Source organism: Bordetella genomosp. 10 (genome assembly GCF_002261225.1).
Taxonomy (GTDB): Bacteria; Pseudomonadota; Gammaproteobacteria; order Burkholderiales; family Burkholderiaceae_B; genus Bordetella_C.
This window is the reverse complement of record NZ_NEVM01000005.1, coordinates 568,588-583,431: the sequence shown is the minus strand read 5'-3', so window position 1 is coordinate 583,431 and position 14,844 is coordinate 568,588. Positions and strand designations below refer to the sequence as shown.

General features: G+C 68.7%; 14 protein-coding genes. 8 read left to right on the top strand and 6 right to left on the bottom strand.

Annotation, left to right across the window (positions count from 1 at the left end):
- The first annotated feature begins 172 nt into the window (after positions 1–172).
- Positions 173–682, top strand: a complete 510-nt coding sequence (locus CAL29_RS18905) for a BPTD_2524 family lipoprotein (RefSeq protein ID WP_256977576.1) — start codon at positions 173–175, stop codon at positions 680–682.
- A gap of 9 nt (positions 683–691) precedes the next feature.
- Here CAL29_RS18905 and CAL29_RS18900 read toward each other — a convergent pair whose 3' ends face one another.
- On the bottom strand, positions 692–925 hold the full coding sequence (locus tag CAL29_RS18900; RefSeq protein WP_094854598.1) for a hypothetical protein: 234 nt from the start codon (positions 923–925) through the stop codon (positions 692–694).
- Between the two features lie 40 nt (positions 926–965).
- Positions 966–1,214 (bottom strand): hypothetical protein, encoded by a 249-nt coding sequence (locus tag CAL29_RS18895; protein ID WP_094854597.1) that lies wholly within the window; start codon positions 1,212–1,214, stop codon positions 966–968.
- Between the two features lie 149 nt (positions 1,215–1,363).
- Between CAL29_RS18895 and CAL29_RS18890 the strand changes: the two genes are divergently transcribed.
- The gene (locus tag CAL29_RS18890) at positions 1,364–1,837 is read left to right on the top strand and encodes a hypothetical protein (protein WP_179284107.1); all 474 of its coding nucleotides are present in this window, start codon (positions 1,364–1,366) and stop codon (positions 1,835–1,837) included.
- A 66-nt stretch (positions 1,838–1,903) separates the two neighbouring features.
- Here the strand turns inward: CAL29_RS18890 and CAL29_RS18885 are convergent, their stop codons facing one another.
- The gene (locus tag CAL29_RS18885; RefSeq protein WP_094854596.1) at positions 1,904–2,578 is read right to left on the bottom strand and encodes a TetR/AcrR family transcriptional regulator; all 675 of its coding nucleotides are present in this window, start codon (positions 2,576–2,578) and stop codon (positions 1,904–1,906) included.
- Between the two features lie 74 nt (positions 2,579–2,652).
- On the opposite strand from CAL29_RS18885, the gene CAL29_RS18880 reads away from it, so the two are divergent.
- The 5 genes from CAL29_RS18880 (at position 2,653) to CAL29_RS18860 (ending at position 9,863) form a co-directional block, all read left to right on the top strand.
- Positions 2,653–3,936: an MFS transporter gene (locus CAL29_RS18880; RefSeq protein ID WP_094854595.1), complete on the top strand. Its 1,284-nt coding sequence runs from the start codon at positions 2,653–2,655 to the stop codon at positions 3,934–3,936.
- A gap of 104 nt (positions 3,937–4,040) precedes the next feature.
- Positions 4,041–5,333: an aspartate carbamoyltransferase gene (locus CAL29_RS18875; protein ID WP_094854594.1), complete on the top strand. Its 1,293-nt coding sequence runs from the start codon at positions 4,041–4,043 to the stop codon at positions 5,331–5,333.
- Positions 5,334–5,357: 24 nt separating this feature from the next.
- Positions 5,358–6,110 carry an ABC transporter ATP-binding protein gene (locus CAL29_RS18870; protein WP_094854593.1) on the top strand — a complete coding sequence of 251 codons (753 nt, stop codon included), beginning with the start codon at positions 5,358–5,360 and terminating at the stop codon, positions 6,108–6,110.
- Complete coding sequence (locus tag CAL29_RS18865; RefSeq protein WP_094854592.1) at positions 6,110–8,692, top strand: ABC transporter permease; 2,583 nt, start codon at positions 6,110–6,112, stop codon at positions 8,690–8,692. Before CAL29_RS18870 ends, CAL29_RS18865 begins: the two co-directional genes overlap by 1 nt.
- A 55-nt stretch (positions 8,693–8,747) precedes the next feature.
- Positions 8,748–9,863: a lipocalin-like domain-containing protein gene (locus CAL29_RS18860; RefSeq protein ID WP_094854591.1), complete on the top strand. Its 1,116-nt coding sequence runs from the start codon at positions 8,748–8,750 to the stop codon at positions 9,861–9,863.
- A 60-nt stretch (positions 9,864–9,923) separates the two neighbouring features.
- On the opposite strand, the gene CAL29_RS18855 is transcribed toward CAL29_RS18860, so the two are convergent.
- Positions 9,924–10,826, bottom strand: a complete 903-nt coding sequence (locus tag CAL29_RS18855) for a recombination-associated protein RdgC (protein ID WP_094854590.1) — start codon at positions 10,824–10,826, stop codon at positions 9,924–9,926.
- A gap of 140 nt (positions 10,827–10,966) precedes the next feature.
- Between CAL29_RS18855 and CAL29_RS18850 the strand changes: the two genes are divergently transcribed.
- On the top strand, positions 10,967–11,185 hold the full coding sequence (locus CAL29_RS18850) for a hypothetical protein (protein ID WP_094854589.1): 219 nt from the start codon (positions 10,967–10,969) through the stop codon (positions 11,183–11,185).
- A gap of 391 nt (positions 11,186–11,576) precedes the next feature.
- Here the strand turns inward: CAL29_RS18850 and CAL29_RS18845 are convergent, their stop codons facing one another.
- Positions 11,577–13,208 carry an MFS transporter gene (locus CAL29_RS18845; RefSeq protein ID WP_094856747.1) on the bottom strand — a complete coding sequence of 544 codons (1,632 nt, stop codon included), beginning with the start codon at positions 13,206–13,208 and terminating at the stop codon, positions 11,577–11,579.
- A gap of 171 nt (positions 13,209–13,379) precedes the next feature.
- Positions 13,380–14,756 (bottom strand): sensor histidine kinase, encoded by a 1,377-nt coding sequence (locus CAL29_RS18840; RefSeq protein ID WP_094856746.1) that lies wholly within the window; start codon positions 14,754–14,756, stop codon positions 13,380–13,382.
- Between the last annotated feature and the right edge of the window lie 88 nt (positions 14,757–14,844).

Here is a 14,844-nt window from a genome sequence, read left to right as displayed (position 1 = left end):
TAGTAGGGAGAGGGCGTTACCGCCGGCGGCGGGCAGGGGCCATCTCGAACGGGGGATTTTCCATGTCGGCGTTTCGGCGCCGGCAATACGGCGCGGGGCGTTCCTGGCGGGGGCGCGCGCCGCTGATGCATAATTCCCGGGTTTCGAGCCTTATCTTTGCCCTGGAGCATCCATGTCCGTTTTCCGGCCTCTCTTGGCGAGCGCCCTCGTCCTTCTCGGCGGTTGCGCCTCCGAGGGCGTCACATCCGACGGCAACTTTCCCACGCTGACTTTCCCGGTGCAGACCGATTACATGGCCGCGTTCCGCCGCGCCGGCGAGTTCGTGCGCGTCTGCCACACCGACGTGGTGTACGCCTATGGCGTCAACTACCTCTCCAACCAGTCCTATGACGAGCGCACGGCCACCGGCACGGTGACCGTCTTCAAGCGCGGCGAGCCGGCCAAGCTGCTGGAGGTCATCAAGGTGCGTCCGGACGGCCCGGTGAACACCGCCCGCTACGCCACGGCCATCGTCACCGTGCTCGGCAGCCAGCCCTGGGACCAGCGGGAAATGGAAGCGGCCCGCCAGTCCATGCAATCGGCCACGCCCGCTTGCCGCCAGGGCCCGGGCGGCGACGCCGCGCCGACCTTGGAACGGCGCGCGCCCGAATTGCAAGGCGAGCAGATTCCGGATGGGGCGTAAGGACGGACCTCAAGGTTCTTCCGACAGGTCCGATGCCTCGTTGGCGTAGACGTCGTCTTCCGGGCGGGGGATGCCGGGATCGCCAGGATCGGTCAGGGCGCGCGCGCGGCGCGGCATCCCGGCCACGATGGGCTGCTGGTCGGGCATGGGCAGGGTGTGCGTGCCCGATACGAGATCGGCGCGGGTCTGGTAATCGGGCTGCTTGCCGGCGCCGGGGCTGAGGGTGCGTGCGGTGGTGGGCATGTTCGTCTCCGTTCAGGATCATGGACCGGAAAGCCGGCGCTCAGAAAATCGAGGTGCGGGCTTTCTTCTTGTAAGGGGCCGGCTGCGTGTTGTCGGCCCAGTTATGCTCGGTGTCGGTTTCGACGGGAGCATGCCCCGCGTCGGTTTCCCCGGTCTTCGTTTTCCTGGGCGGCAGGCGCGGCACGTCGACGGGCGTCGAGGGTGGAAAAACCCGCGCGTTCAGGCTGGTTCCGCGCGGCGTTTCGGCGTGGTCCTGGGGGAGCGTGGCGGGGCTGGGTCGCTTGTTCATTGTCGGACTCCCTTGATATATCGGCACTTTCGCGGCCGCAAGCCTCGTTCCCGCGGCGCCGTTTCCCCGCTATGCTGTGCTTCCGGCCAGCTTGGCCGTCCGCAATTCCGTCCCTTCCAGTCAATCTCGGTACTCGGTCTCCTCATCTCATGGATTTGCCTGAAAACACCCGTCCCGCCAACGCCTACCAGGCCTTGACCCAACACGCCCTGGCGGGATTCCGGCTGCTGGGCCTGGCCAATGGCATCGCCTTGCTGCTGTTGCTGTCGTTCTCGCTGGGCATCGTGGGCTCGGACGTCGATCCGCCGGACCTGCAGGAGGCGACGCTGGCGTTCACCGCAGGACTGGCGTGCAGCGCGGTGGGCCTGCTGTTTTCCTATCTTTCGCACTTCTGCCTGTTCCGCCAGATCGCCGCCGGCCGGGCCGGGCGTGGGCACTGGCTGCCGTTGTTCGTCAGCGTGCTGGCCTACGGCTGCGCCGTGGCCGCCTTCGTGCTCGGCTGCTGGAGCGCGGTGGGCGCGGGGGCGGGCATGACGGGCGACGATGCGTCCTACCAGAACAGCAGCGCGATGCTGGGGACCACGGCGTCCGCGCCGGGCGGCGTGGCCGCGGCGACGGTCTAGCGGCGCGCCTCGGCGGCAGCGGCGGCAGACGCCGATGTCGGCTTCGCGGCGGTCAGTTCCGCGCGCTCATTTTGCCGGCCCGGCATCCTCGCCGGCCGGACCGCTCTCGGCCAAGTAGGCGTCGATCAGGCGCCGCGCGGCCGCGGGCGCGGCGCGGGAGGGGCGGTGGCCGTCGGCCTCGAACAACTGCACCGTGACGAAACAACCTTCCAGGATCAGCAGCAGCGCATCGCCCAGGCCCTCGGCGTCGCGCACGCCCGCGGCGGCCGCCATGTCGCGGAAGATGCGCCGGACCTCCCGCTTGTTGTCTTCGGCCACCTGCCGCGCCGGGTGGGGAGCGGCATCGTCCTGGGTCCGCGGATACTCCACGGCGGCGTTGGTCAGGCCGCAGCCGCGATAGGCCGGCGAGGCCGTGCGCTCGGCGATATAGGTGAAATACGCGATGAGCTGGGCGCGCGGGTCGCCCCGATGCGGCGCGATGGCCTCCTCGAAACGCTCGTAGAAACGGCATTCGTAGTCGCGCAGGTAGGCGGCGGCCAATTCGTCCTTGGAGCCGAAGCTGCGGTACAGGCTGGGCTTGGTGGCGCCGGCGCGGTTGACGATTTCATCGACGCCGACGGCCCGGATGCCTTCCCGATAGAACAGTTCCGCCGCCGTGCGCTGGATGCGTTCCGCCGCGCGCGGGGGTTTCGCGTCTTCCTGGGAGGGCGTGGGCGATGGGTTCGAGGAGGGCGTTTTCATGGTCGCGAATGTCCTTGACAGGGCGAAGGCCAGGTCCGTATTATGCGCCAATCTGAAACGTACCGGTCAGTAACATGAATTCGATAATCCGTCGGCCGCCCTTCGGGCAGAAGTATGCGTTCGTGGTGGTCGCCATCGCGTTTCTCGCCTTGCTGGCGGGCGCGGGCCAACGGTCGGCCCCGGGCGTGCTGATCGTGCCGCTGGAAAAGGCGTTCGGCTGGGATCGCGATATCACGTCGCTGTCCGCGGCCATCGGCATCTTTCTCTATGGCCTGGTCGGGCCTTTCGCGGCGGCCCTGATGCAGAGCTTCGGCGTGCGCCGCACGCTGCTGTGCGCCTTGGCGCTGATGGCCGCCGCCACCGGCGCCAGCGCCTGGATGACGCAACCCTGGCAATTGATCGCAAGCTGGGGCGTGCTGTCCGGCATCGGCACCGGCTGCGTGGCCATCGTTTTCGGGGCCACCGTGGTCAATCGCTGGTTCGTCAAGCACCGCGGCCTGATGATGGGGCTGCTCACGGCCAGCACGGCGACCGGCACGCTGATCTTCCTGCCCGGCCTGGCCGCGCTGGCCGAAAGCGGCGGCTGGCGGCCCGTGGTGCTGACGATTTCGGCGGTGTGCCTGTGCCTGCTGCCCCTGGCCTGGCTGATCCTGCCGGAGCGGCCGTCCGATATCGGCATGGTGCCCTATGGCGCCGATGCGGATTACCGGGCGCCGGCGCCGGTCCACGCCAATCCCCTGAAGGCCGCTTTCTCGGTGCTCGGCCGGGCGGCGCGCACGCGCAATTTCTGGTTCCTGTTCGCCACGTTCTTCGTCTGCGGCTTCACGACCAACGGCTTGATCGGCACGCACTTCATCGCGCTGTGCAATGACGAGGGCATCGCCGAGGTGCGCGCCGCGGGCTTGCTGGCCTTGATGGGCCTGTTCGACCTGGTCGGCACCACGGCGTCCGGCTGGCTGACCGACCGCTACGATCCGCGCAAGCTGCTGTTCGTCTACTACGGGTTGCGCGGCCTGTCGCTGATGTTCCTGCCGTTTTCGGATTTCTCCATCTACAGCCTGGGCATCTTCGCGGTGTTCTATGGCCTGGACTGGATCGCGACCGTGCCGCCGACGCTGCGCCTGACCGTCGAGTCCTTCGGCGAGCGCGATGCGCCCATCGTGTTCGGCTGGATCGTCGCCGGCCACCAGTTGGGTGCGGCCAGCGCGGCGTTCATGGCCGGGGTGGTGCGGGCCGCGCAGGGCAGTTACCTGAACGCCTTCCTGATTTCCGGCGCCACCGGCGTCGTGGCCGCGGTGATCGCCTTGCAGGTGCGCAATGCCAAGGCCGCGCGGACGGCGCCCCAGGCGTCTGCTTGAGCCAGAACAGGCGTTGGATATACGCAAAATCCATGGACATGGTTTTTGGCCGAGATTAATATACGCAACGCGTACATAACCCCTCCCCATCGGCAGGCCAGACCATGTCCATCTCCCAGCAAGCCTTCCTGCGCGACGCCATGCGCCGCCTCAACCTGACGCGCGACGTCTTCGCCACGCGTATCGGCGTCAAGCGGCGCGCCCTCGACACCTGGCTGTTGCCGGAAGGGTCGCAGGAATTCCGCACCATGCCGGAAGTGGTCGAGCGCTTCGTCACGGAAATCGTGCAGAACAACGTGCTGCTGGAAAAGTATACGCAGAGCGCGCTGTCCGGTCCCCTGCGCGACCGCATCAGCGTGGAAGGCAAGCCGCAACTGCTGTCGGTCGACCAGTTCACGCGCGAATCGGTGGAAGACCTGTTCCGCGTGGCCGACATGATGCAACCCATCGCGCGCCGCCAGAAGGTGTCGCGCGTGTTGGAAGGGGCGGTGCTGGGCAACCTGTTCTTCGAGGCCAGCACGCGCACGCGCGTGAGCTTCGGCTCGGCGTTCTGCCGCCTGGGCGGGTCGGTGTGCGACACCACCGGCTTCACCTTCTCGTCGATGGCGAAGGGCGAGTCCATCTACGACACCAGCCGCGTGATGAGCGGTTATGTCGACGCCATGGTGATCCGCCATCCGGAGCAGGGGTCGGTGGCCGAATTCGCGCGCGCCACCAACATCCCGGTGGTCAACGGCGGCGACGGCCCCGGCGAGCATCCCAGCCAGGCGCTGCTGGACCTCTACACCATCCTCACCGAGTTCTCGCGCCTGGGCAAGCTGCTGGACGGCGCGCACATCGCCATGGTCGGCGACCTGAAATACGGCCGCACCGTGCATTCGCTGATCAAGCTGCTGGCCCTGTACCGCGGCGTGAAGTTCACGCTGGTGTCGCCGCCGGGGCTGGAAATGCCGTCCTACATCGTCGAACAGGCCGCGCGCAACGGCAACGTGATCGAGCAGAAGACGTCCCTGGCCGACGGCCTGTCGGGCGCCGACGTGATCTACGCGACGCGGGTGCAGAAGGAGCGTTTCGTCGACGAGGCCCAGGAAGGCTATACGCCGGATTTCCAGATCAACCACGCCACCATCGACGCCCATTGCGGTCCCGACACCATCGTCATGCACCCCTTGCCGCGCGACAGCCGGCCCGGCGCCAACGACCTGAGCACCGACCTCAACCACGATCCGCGCCTGGCCATCTTCCGCCAGACCGATAACGGGATTCCCATCCGCATGGCCATCTTCGCCGTGCTGCTGGGCGTGGAAGGCCTGGTGCAGCATTCGATGCGCGACGTCACGTGGCAGCATCCGTCGCACGTCGGTCCCGACGACTCGGTGTTCCACGGTTTGGAGTAAGCTCCCCCACACGGGGAGTCATGCGTGCTTGTTGTCGAGGATCTGCATAAATCGTTCGCTACCGCGCAGGGCGGCCTGCCCGTGCTGCGCGGGGTCAACCTGCGCCTGGCCGCCGGTGAAAGCCTGGCGTTGACGGGGGAATCGGGCAGCGGCAAGAGCACCTTGCTGCACCTGATCGCCGGCCTGGACTATCCCGATAGCGGACGCGTGCTGGTCGACGGCGAGGCGCTGCATGCGCGGCGCGAAGCGGGACTCGCGCAATGGCGCAGGACGGGCATCGGCCTGGTGTTCCAGCAATACAACCTGATCGGCAGCCTCGACGTGGCGGCCAACCTGGACTTCCAGGCGCGGCTGGCGGGCCGCCACGATGCCGCCTGGACGGCGCATCTCGCGGAACGCCTCGGGCTGGCCTCCTTGCTGTCGCGCTATCCGGAGCAATTGTCGGGCGGCCAGCAGCAGCGCGTGGCCATCGGGCGCGCGCTGGCGAGCCGGCCGGCCCTGGTGCTGGCGGACGAGCCGACCGGCAGCCTGGACGAAGGCAGCAGCGATGCCGTGCTGGATCTGCTGCTGGCCCTGGTGCGCGATGCGGGCAGCAGCCTGCTGATGGTGACGCACAGCGCGCGCCTGGCCGCGCGCCTGTCGCGTTGCGTGGTGCTGCACCTGGGACGGGTGCGGGACGACGAGGATCGCGGCGATGCCGGCGCAGGCGCGGAGGCCGGCGCGGATATCGGCAGCCCGGCCGCGGCGGGCCTTCCCGCTTCCGCGGCGCGGGCGTGATGCGGGTCTTTCTTTCCTGCATGCGGGCCCTGGCAGGCCATTGGCGCCGGCATCCCTTGCAATGCGCCAGCATCGTGTGCGGCCTGTGGCTGGCGACGGCCTTGTGGAGCGGCGTGCAGGCCTTGAACGCGCAGGCGCGCGCCGATTATGCGCGAGCCAGCGCGGTCCTGCTGGGCCCGGCGCAGGCGCAATGGCTGCCGCGGCAGGGCAGCCTGCTCGACCAGGAAACCTATGTGCAACTGCGCCTTGCCGGATGGCGGGTATCGCCCGTCCTGGAAGGCCGGCTGCGTTTTCCCGGCGATCCGCCCCTGACGCTGCGGGTGATGGGCATCGAGCCGCTCAGCCTGCCGCCCGGCACGGAGGTGGCGGGACAGGCCGCCAAGGCCTTCGACATGGGCGCCTTCATCGGCGAACCCGGGCAGGCCTGGGCCGGGCCCGACACCTTGCGCCGATTGGGCGTGCGGGAGGGCGCAAGGCCGGTCACGCTGGATGGGGCCGAGCTGCCTGTCCTGCGCCTGCGGCCCGACCTGGCGCCGGGCGTGCTGGTGATGGACATCGGCCACGCGCAGGCATTGCTGCACGAGCCGGGCAAGCTGTCGCGCCTGCTGGTGGCGGAAGACGCAGGCGCCGGCGCCGCGCCGCCTGCGCCACCCGCGCCCTGGGCGGACAGGCTGATGCTGGCGCGCGCCGACGATCGCGACGATCTCGGGCGCCTGACCGAAAGCTTCCATCTCAATCTCACCGCGCTGGGCATGCTGGCCTTCATCGTGGGGCTGTTCATCGTGCATGCATCCATCGGCCTGGCCCTGGAGCAGCGGCGATCCCTGTTGCGCACCTTGCGCGCGTGCGGCGTCAGCCTGCGCGCGTTGATGATCGCGCTGGCCGTCGAGCTGGGCGCCTTCGCGCTGGCGGGCGGCGTGGCCGGGGTCGCCAGCGGCTACGTGCTGGCGGGGCTGCTGCTGGGCAATATGGCCGCCAGCCTGCGCGGCCTGTACGGCGCCGAAGTGGCGGGCCACCTGAGCCTGCCGGCCTGGTGGTGGGGGGCGGGTATCGGCATGACGCTATTGGGCGCGCTGGCGGCGGGCGCCGGCAGCCTGTGGCGGGCGGCGCGCCTGCCTTTGCTGGCCATCGCGCGGCCGCAGGCGTGGCGCGGGGCGCAGGCGGCGCGCCAGCGGCGCCACCTCGTATACGCGGCGCTGCTGGCGGTGTTCGCGGCGGGGTGCGGGATGGCGGGCGACAGCCTGGCGACGGCCTTCGCGATGCAGGCGGCGATCCTGCTGGCGTCGGCCTTGCTGCTGCCCGCCTTGCTGGATGCGATGCTGGCCTGGGGCGCGCGGTATGCGCGCGGCCCGCTGTCCTCCTGGTTCGTCGCCGACAGCCGGCAGCAGTTGCCGGCGCTGAGCCTGGCCTTGATGGCCTTGTTGCTGGCCCTGGGCGCCAGCGTGGGCGTGGGCAGCATGACCGAGGGGTTTCGCAAGACCTTCGTCGGCTGGCTGGACCAGCGCTTGTCGGCGGACATCTATCTGAACCCGCGCGATAGCGCGCAGGGCGTCGAGGCCATGCAATGGCTGCGGACGCGCGCCGACGTGCGCGCGGTATTGCCGCAATGGCGCGCCGTCACGCACGTGCGGGGCTGGCCGGTGGAGCTGCAGGGCGTGATCGACGATCCCGAAACGGCGCGGCAGTGGCCGCTGCTGGAGCAGTCCGCCGATGCCTGGCGGCAGGTGGCCGCGGGGCGCGGCGTGATGGTCAGCGAGCAGTTGGCCCGGCGCCTGCGGCTGCGGTTGGGGGATACGCTGGTCCTGGACGGCGTGGCGGGGGAGGGGGCGCCGGCCGGAGGATCGCCGGAGACCTCGGCGCCAGCCGCGAAGGCCTCGGCCGGCGCGCAAGGGCCACCGTCCCCGGCCGCCTTCACCGTGGTGGCCCGCTACGCCGACTATGGCAATCCGCGCGGCCATGCGCTGCTGGACGCCGCCGTGTTGCAGCGGCTGGAGCCGGAGGCGGCGCTGCGCAGCCTGAACGTCTACGCCGCGCCGTCCGCCGGCGATGACGGGCGGCGCATCGGCGCGCTGCGGACGGCGCTGGAGCAGCGCTATGGGGCAGACGGCATGCAGGTCGCCGAGCAGGCCTCGATCAAGCTGTGGTCCACGCAGGTGTTCGAGCGCACCTTCGCCGCGACGGCCGCGCTGAATACCTTGACGCTGGGCGTGGCGGGCATCGCCCTGTTCATCAGCCTGCTGACCCTGAGCCAGGGCCGCCTGGCGCAACTGGCGCCGTTGTGGGCCCTGGGCGTGCCGCGCCGCCGCCTGGCCTGGCTGGCGCTGGGCCAGGTGCTGATCCTGTCTTCGCTGACGGTGTTGTTCGCCATGCCGCTGGGCGTGCTGCTGGCGTGGACGCTGGTGGCGGTGGTCAACGTGCAGGCCTTCGGCTGGCGGCTTCCGCTGTACGTCTTTCCATCGCAGTTGTCGATGCTGGGGCTGCTGGGCTTGTTGACGAGCCTGCTGGCGGCCGCGTGGCCGGTGTGGCAGTTGCGGCGCCGGCAGCCGGCCGAATTGATCAGGCAGTTCGCCGATGAAACGTGACGCGCGCCGTGGCGCCAGGGAGCCTTCCGTTCGTTCCGTGGGGGAACGTTCCGTCATGAAGCAGGCCGTCCTGCTGCTCGCCGCGCTGCTCTCCCTGCTGTCCCTGCCTATCCTGCTCGCGGGCTGCGACGATGCCAAGCCGCCGCCGTCGCGCGCGGGCTATGCGGGGCTTGGGAGCGAGGCCGACGACTATGCGCGCGTGACGCGCGGCAGGCCCTTGGTCTTTCCGGCCGACCACGGACCGCACGACGGGTATCGCATCGAATGGTGGTACGTGACGGCGGACCTGAAGGACGAGGACGGGCACGACTGGGGCGTCCAGTGGACCTTGTTCAGGTCGGCCTTGCGGCCCGGTCCCGAGGAGGCCGGGTGGGAGAGCCCCAACGTCTGGATGGCGCACGCGGCCCTCACCGACGCCACCGCGCATCTGTTCGCGGAGAAATTCGCCCGCGGCGGCATAGGGCAGGCCGGCGTGACGGTCGGCGCGCCCGGCGCGCAGGGGCCCTCGTTCTTTGACGCCTGGATCGACGACTGGTCGTTGCGGGGCCCCGACATCGACCATCTGGCGATGCGGGCCGACGGCAAGGACTTTCGGTATCGCCTGGACCTCGCCGCCGACGGTCCCCTGGTGCTTCATGGCGACGGCGGCTATAGCGAAAAGTCGGGGCAGGGCCAGGCTTCGTATTACTACAGCCAGCCGTTCTACCGCGTCAGCGGCGAGGTCGAACGCGCGGGCAAGGTCCACCGCGTGCAGGGCACGGCATGGCTGGACCGGGAATGGAGCAGCCAGCCCTTGTCCGCCGATCAGCGGGGCTGGGACTGGTTCTCCCTGCACTTGGCCTCCGGCGCCAAGCTCATGCTGTTCCAGGTGCGCCAGTCCAATGCCGCGCCGTATCGCGCCGGAACGTGGATAGGCGCCGACGGGCGTTCGACGGCCTTGCGCGCCGCCCAGATCCGGCTCGATCCCCTGGACTGGAGCCGCCAGGACGACGGCCGCCGCCTGCCGACGCGCTGGCGGGTGCGGGTCGCCGGCGTGCCCGGCGGCGACGTCGACGTCACCGCCGACGCGCTCCAGCCCAAGGCGTGGATGGGGACGTCGTTCCCGTATTGGGAAGGTCCGGTGCGCTTATCGAACGGCGGCTCGGGCTACCTGGAAATGACCGGGTACTGAGAAAAGGAAAGGGAAAACAGAAGAGGCGCCCTCCGGCGGGAACCGGGAGGGCGCCGGGCTTCAGATCCCTTTCTTCTCGCCGCCCAGCGCTTCCACGAGCTCGGCCATCAACTTGGACAATTCGCCCGTCATCAGCGTCATGTCGGAGTCGAATTTCTCGTCGTCGTTCTGCGCCATCGCGTCGGTGTTTTCCTTCAGCACGTCCAGCGGGGACACCCGCTTGACGTCCAGGCCTTCCGTCAGGACGAAGGAAATGCGGTCCGACCAGGTCATGGCCAGGCGGGTGCATTGCTTGCCGTTCTGGATATGGCGGCGCACGTCGTCGGCGTCGATGGAGTGCTTGACGTAGCGGATGGCCGCGCCGCTGTCGCCGGAAGACTTCAGCTCGGTGTCCTGGTCGATGCTGAAGTTCGCCGGCGCCTCGTCGGCGGCCAGCCAGCCGGTCATGGCCGAGGCCGGCGACTGGTTGACGTACAGGCCTTCGACCGGGAAGGGATCGACGGTCTTGGCCAGCAGGCCGAGCACTTCGTCGGCCTTGGCCGAGGCGGCGGCGTCGATCACCAGCCAGTGATTCTGCGGGTCGATCCAGACACGGGTGTCGCGATAGATGCTGAAGGCCTTGGGGAGCAGTTCGTCGGTGACGCGCTCCTTGATTTCCTTCATCTGCTTGCGGCCGGGCTTGTAGCCTTGCTGTTCCTCGATTTCCTGGGCGCGCGCCTTGGTCACCTGGTTGACGACCGTGGCCGGCAGCAGCTTCTTTTCGGCGCGCAGGGCGAGCAGTATCTGGCCGTTGACGACGTGCGCCAGGCGGCCGTTCTCGCGCGGGGCGATCCACCCCAGGCTCTGCATTTCCAGGTTATTGCCGCCTTGGTAGGCAAATTTGGCGAGGGCGTCTTCCAGCGCGTCGCCCAAGACGGCCCAGGGCGCGGAGAGACGGTAGATCTTGAGATTCTTGAACCACATGAGCGTCGGGCAAAAGGATGGATTCTATACGACCCGGGCGCTGTCGCCGATCATGACACAGGACACGTTCTGTCACTGACGCGCCGGAGGCCGCAGGGTATCTTCCGCCGCATCCATTCCATCCACCGAAGAGGATCGCCATGAAATCCACCACCATTATCGGAGCGCTGCTGATCGTGCTGGGCATCGCCGCCCTGGTCTATCGGGGCTTCAGCTACAAATCGGAAGACACCGTGCTGCAGATCGGCTCGATCAAGGCCACCGCGGAGACGGAAAAGTCGGTGCCCATCCCCGGCTGGGCGGGCATCGCGGCCATCGTGGTGGGCGTGGTCGTGGTCGGCGCGGGCATGCGGCGCTAGGCCTTGCGCGCTCGCGAAGGAGGCGCCGGGATGCCAGCGCCGGGACGCCAGGAATGAGATTGTTCTCCTTTTGGATTTTTCAGGACTGTGTCAGAGGCGGGAAACTAGACTGCCGGTTCGGAAGACGGTCATGCGACCTGTCGGAGGACGATTGATCCCCCTGTCCCCTGACTGCATGAACGCCCTCTGACACCGATGCCGCGCTCCCCGCGAGCCTTAAACAGCGCGACATCGTGTGCTCCCGTAACGGCCCTGCCTGCTTAGGCGGGCCGTTTTTTTTCGACGAAACTCGCGAAAAAAAAGCTCCCGGAGGGAGCTTCCAAGGCCAGGCAGGTGCAGCATCCTGCCCGGCAGGGGAACGGTCCGGCGCGCGCGAGGCGCGCCTTGGCGATCAATCGTTCAGGTCGACGTCCTTGGTCTCGCGGATGAAGAGGGTGCCGATGACCAGGGTCATCGCCGCGATGACGATGGGATACCACAGGCCGTCGTAGATGTTGCCGGTGGCCGCCACGATGGCGAAGGCCAGGGGCGGCAGGAAGCCGCCGAACCAGCCGTTGCCGATGTGATAGGGCAGGCTCATCGAGGTGTAGCGGATGCGGGTCGGGAACATTTCCACCAGCATGGCGGCGATCGGGCCGTACACCATGGTCACGTAGATCACCAGGATGGCGAGTAGCACCACCACCATGACGTTGTTCGACTGCGCGGGGTCCGCCTTGGCCGGATAGCCGTGGGCGCGGATCGCCGTCGTCAGCGTCTTGTCCATGTCGGCGACCTTGGCCTTGAAGTCCGCGGCCGGTATGCCGGCGCCTTCGAAGGCGGTGAATTCGTCGTTGCCGATGCGCACCTTGGCGACCGAGCCCGCCGGGATGGCCTCGTTCTTGTAGTTCACCGAGTTGCGCGCCAGAAAGGACTTGATGACGTCGCAGGAACTGGTGAACGACGACGTGCCCACCGGATTGAACTGGAAGGAGCAGGCGGCGGGATCGGCCATGACCGTCACCGGGGCGTTGGCCTGCGCCTTTTCCAGCGCCGGATTGGCGAAGTGCGTGATGCCCTGGAAGAGGGGGAAGTAGGTCAGCGCGGCGAGCAGGCAGCCGGCCATGATGATGGGCTTGCGGCCGATGCGGTCGGACAGCGCGCCGAAGATCACGAAGAAGGGCGTGCCGATCAGCAGCGCCACCGCGATCATGATGTTGGCGGTGTTGGCGTCGACCTTCAGCGTCTGCGTCAGGAAGAACAGCGAGTAGAACTGCCCCGTGTACCAGACCACGGCCTGGCCGGCGGTCAGCCCCAGCAGCGCCAGGATGACGACCTTGAGGTTCTTCCATTGGCCGAACGATTCGGTCAGCGGCGCCTTCGAGGTCTTGCCTTCGTCCTTCATGCGCTGGAAGGTGGGAGATTCGCTCAACTGCATGCGGATCCACACCGAGATCGCCAGCAGGACGAAGGACAGCAGGAAGGGCGCGCGCCACCAGCCCCAGGCGTCGCGGAACGCGTCTTCGCCGGCGTAGCTGCGCACCGCCAGGATCACCAGCAGCGACAGGAACAGGCCCACCGTGGCGGTGGTCTGGATCCAACTGGTGTAGAAGCCGCGGCGGCCCATGGGCGCGTGTTCGGCCACGTAGGTGGCCGCGCCGCCGTACTCGCCGCCCAGCGCCAGGCCTTGCAGCAGGCGCAGGACGATCAGGCAGACGGGCGCGATGATGCCGATGGATCCGTAGCTGGGCAGCAGGCCGACCAGGAAGGTCGACAGGCCCATGATGACGATGGTGACGAGGAAGGTGTACTTGCGTCCGACCAGGTCGCCCAGGCGGCCGAACACCAGCGCGCCGAACGGGCGGACCGCGAAGCCGGCGGCAAAGGCGAGCAGCGCGAAGATGAAGCCCGCGGTGGGATTGACGCCCGAAAAGAAGTGCATGGCGATGATCGGCGCCAGCGAACCGTAGAGATAGAAGTCGTACCACTCGAATACGGTGCCCAGCGACGACGCGAAGATCACCTTGCGTTCGTTGCGGGTCATGGCGGGCGGGGCCGCCATGCCTCCCCCGGCGCGCGGCATGGATGCTGTGCTCATGATGTCTCCTCGAAAATGGCCGGCGATCGGGCGCCGTGCTCTTTATCCCGGCCGACGGTTGTCGATCCGGGTCAGGCTGCAAGTTAGGCCGCGAGGCTGACGAGGGTCTGACGTTTGTCAGCCATGCCAGGGTAAAGATGTTTCTTTATGTAAATCAAACGTGACCGTGAAACGGGTTCCCGGCGTGGCGCGGCCCGGATCGGGGTTGTCGGCGATGGCCACGGCGGCGCCATGCTTGCCCGCGATCTCGCGGACGATGGCCAGGCCCAGGCCGCTGCCGTCGGCGGGCGACCCGAGCACGCGGTAGAAGCGGTCGAAGACCCGGTCCCGCTCGGCCGGCGCGATGCCGGGGCCGGAATCCTCCACCTCCAGCAAGGCGAAATCGCCCTGGCGCCGCACCCGCACCGTGATGTGGCCGCCCCGCGGCGTATAGCGCAGGGCGTTGTCGAGCAGGTTGTTCAGCAGCTCGCCCAGCAGGATGGGATTGCCCGCGATGGGCAGCGCGCCGTCGGGGTCCTCGAAGCCGAGATCGGTGCGCAGGGCCAGCGCGTGCGGGGCCCACTGCGTGGTCTGCTCGCGCGCGACCTCGGCCAGGTCGATGGGCGTCATGCCCACGGCGGCGGGATTCTCCGCGTGCGCCAGCAGCAGCAACTGGTTCACCAGCCGGGTGGCGCGTTCGGACCCGGTCACCAACTGCCGCAGGCTGGCCTGCATTTCGTCCGCGCTGGCGTCGCGCAGGGCCAGCTCGGCCTGGGTGCGCAGGCCGGCCAGCGGCGTTTTCAACTGGTGCGCGGCGTCGGCGACGAAGCGGCGCTGGGTCTGCACCGTGGCCGACAGGCGGTCCAGCAGGTCGTTGATGGCGCCGACCAGGGGCGCGATTTCGGTGGGCGCGGCGCGCTCGTCGATGGGCGACAGGTCGTCGGGCCGGCGCGCGCGCAGGCGTTGTTGCAGGGCGTTCAGCGGCGCCACGCCCCGCGACAGGCCGAACCACACCAGCAGCACCGCGATCGGCAGCACCATGAACTGCGGGATGATGACGCCCTTGATGATTTCGTTGGCGAGTTGCGCGCGCTTCTCCCCGGTTTCGGCCACCAGCACCGTGACCGGGCCGGCCTCGCCGGGATCGGTCTGGACGCGCGTATGGGCCACCCGGATGGCGAAGCCGCGCAGGCTGTCGTCCTCGAAGCGCACGGCGCCGGGCTCGGCCGGGACGGCGGTCTTGGGCAGCGGCAGGCCGCGATCGCCCGCCACGTAGCGGCCCTGGCCGTCGACCACCAGCCAGAACAGGCTGGCGGTCTCGTCGGCGCGCAAGGCCTGCCGCAGGGTGTCGTTCATCGGCAGGGCCGCCTTGCCGTCGATCACGCGGACCTGGTGCGCCAGCAGATTCACCGTGTTGGCCAGCGACCGGTCGTAGGGCACGTCGGCGATGTGCTGCGCCACCACGTAGGTGATGGCGACGCTCATCGGCCATAGCAGGAACAGCGGCGCCAGCATCCAGTCGAGGATTTCGCCCAGCAGGGATCGGCGCGGCGGCCGGAAGCTGGGGCCGCGCGCGCCGGCGCGCAGCACCTCCAGGGCTTCC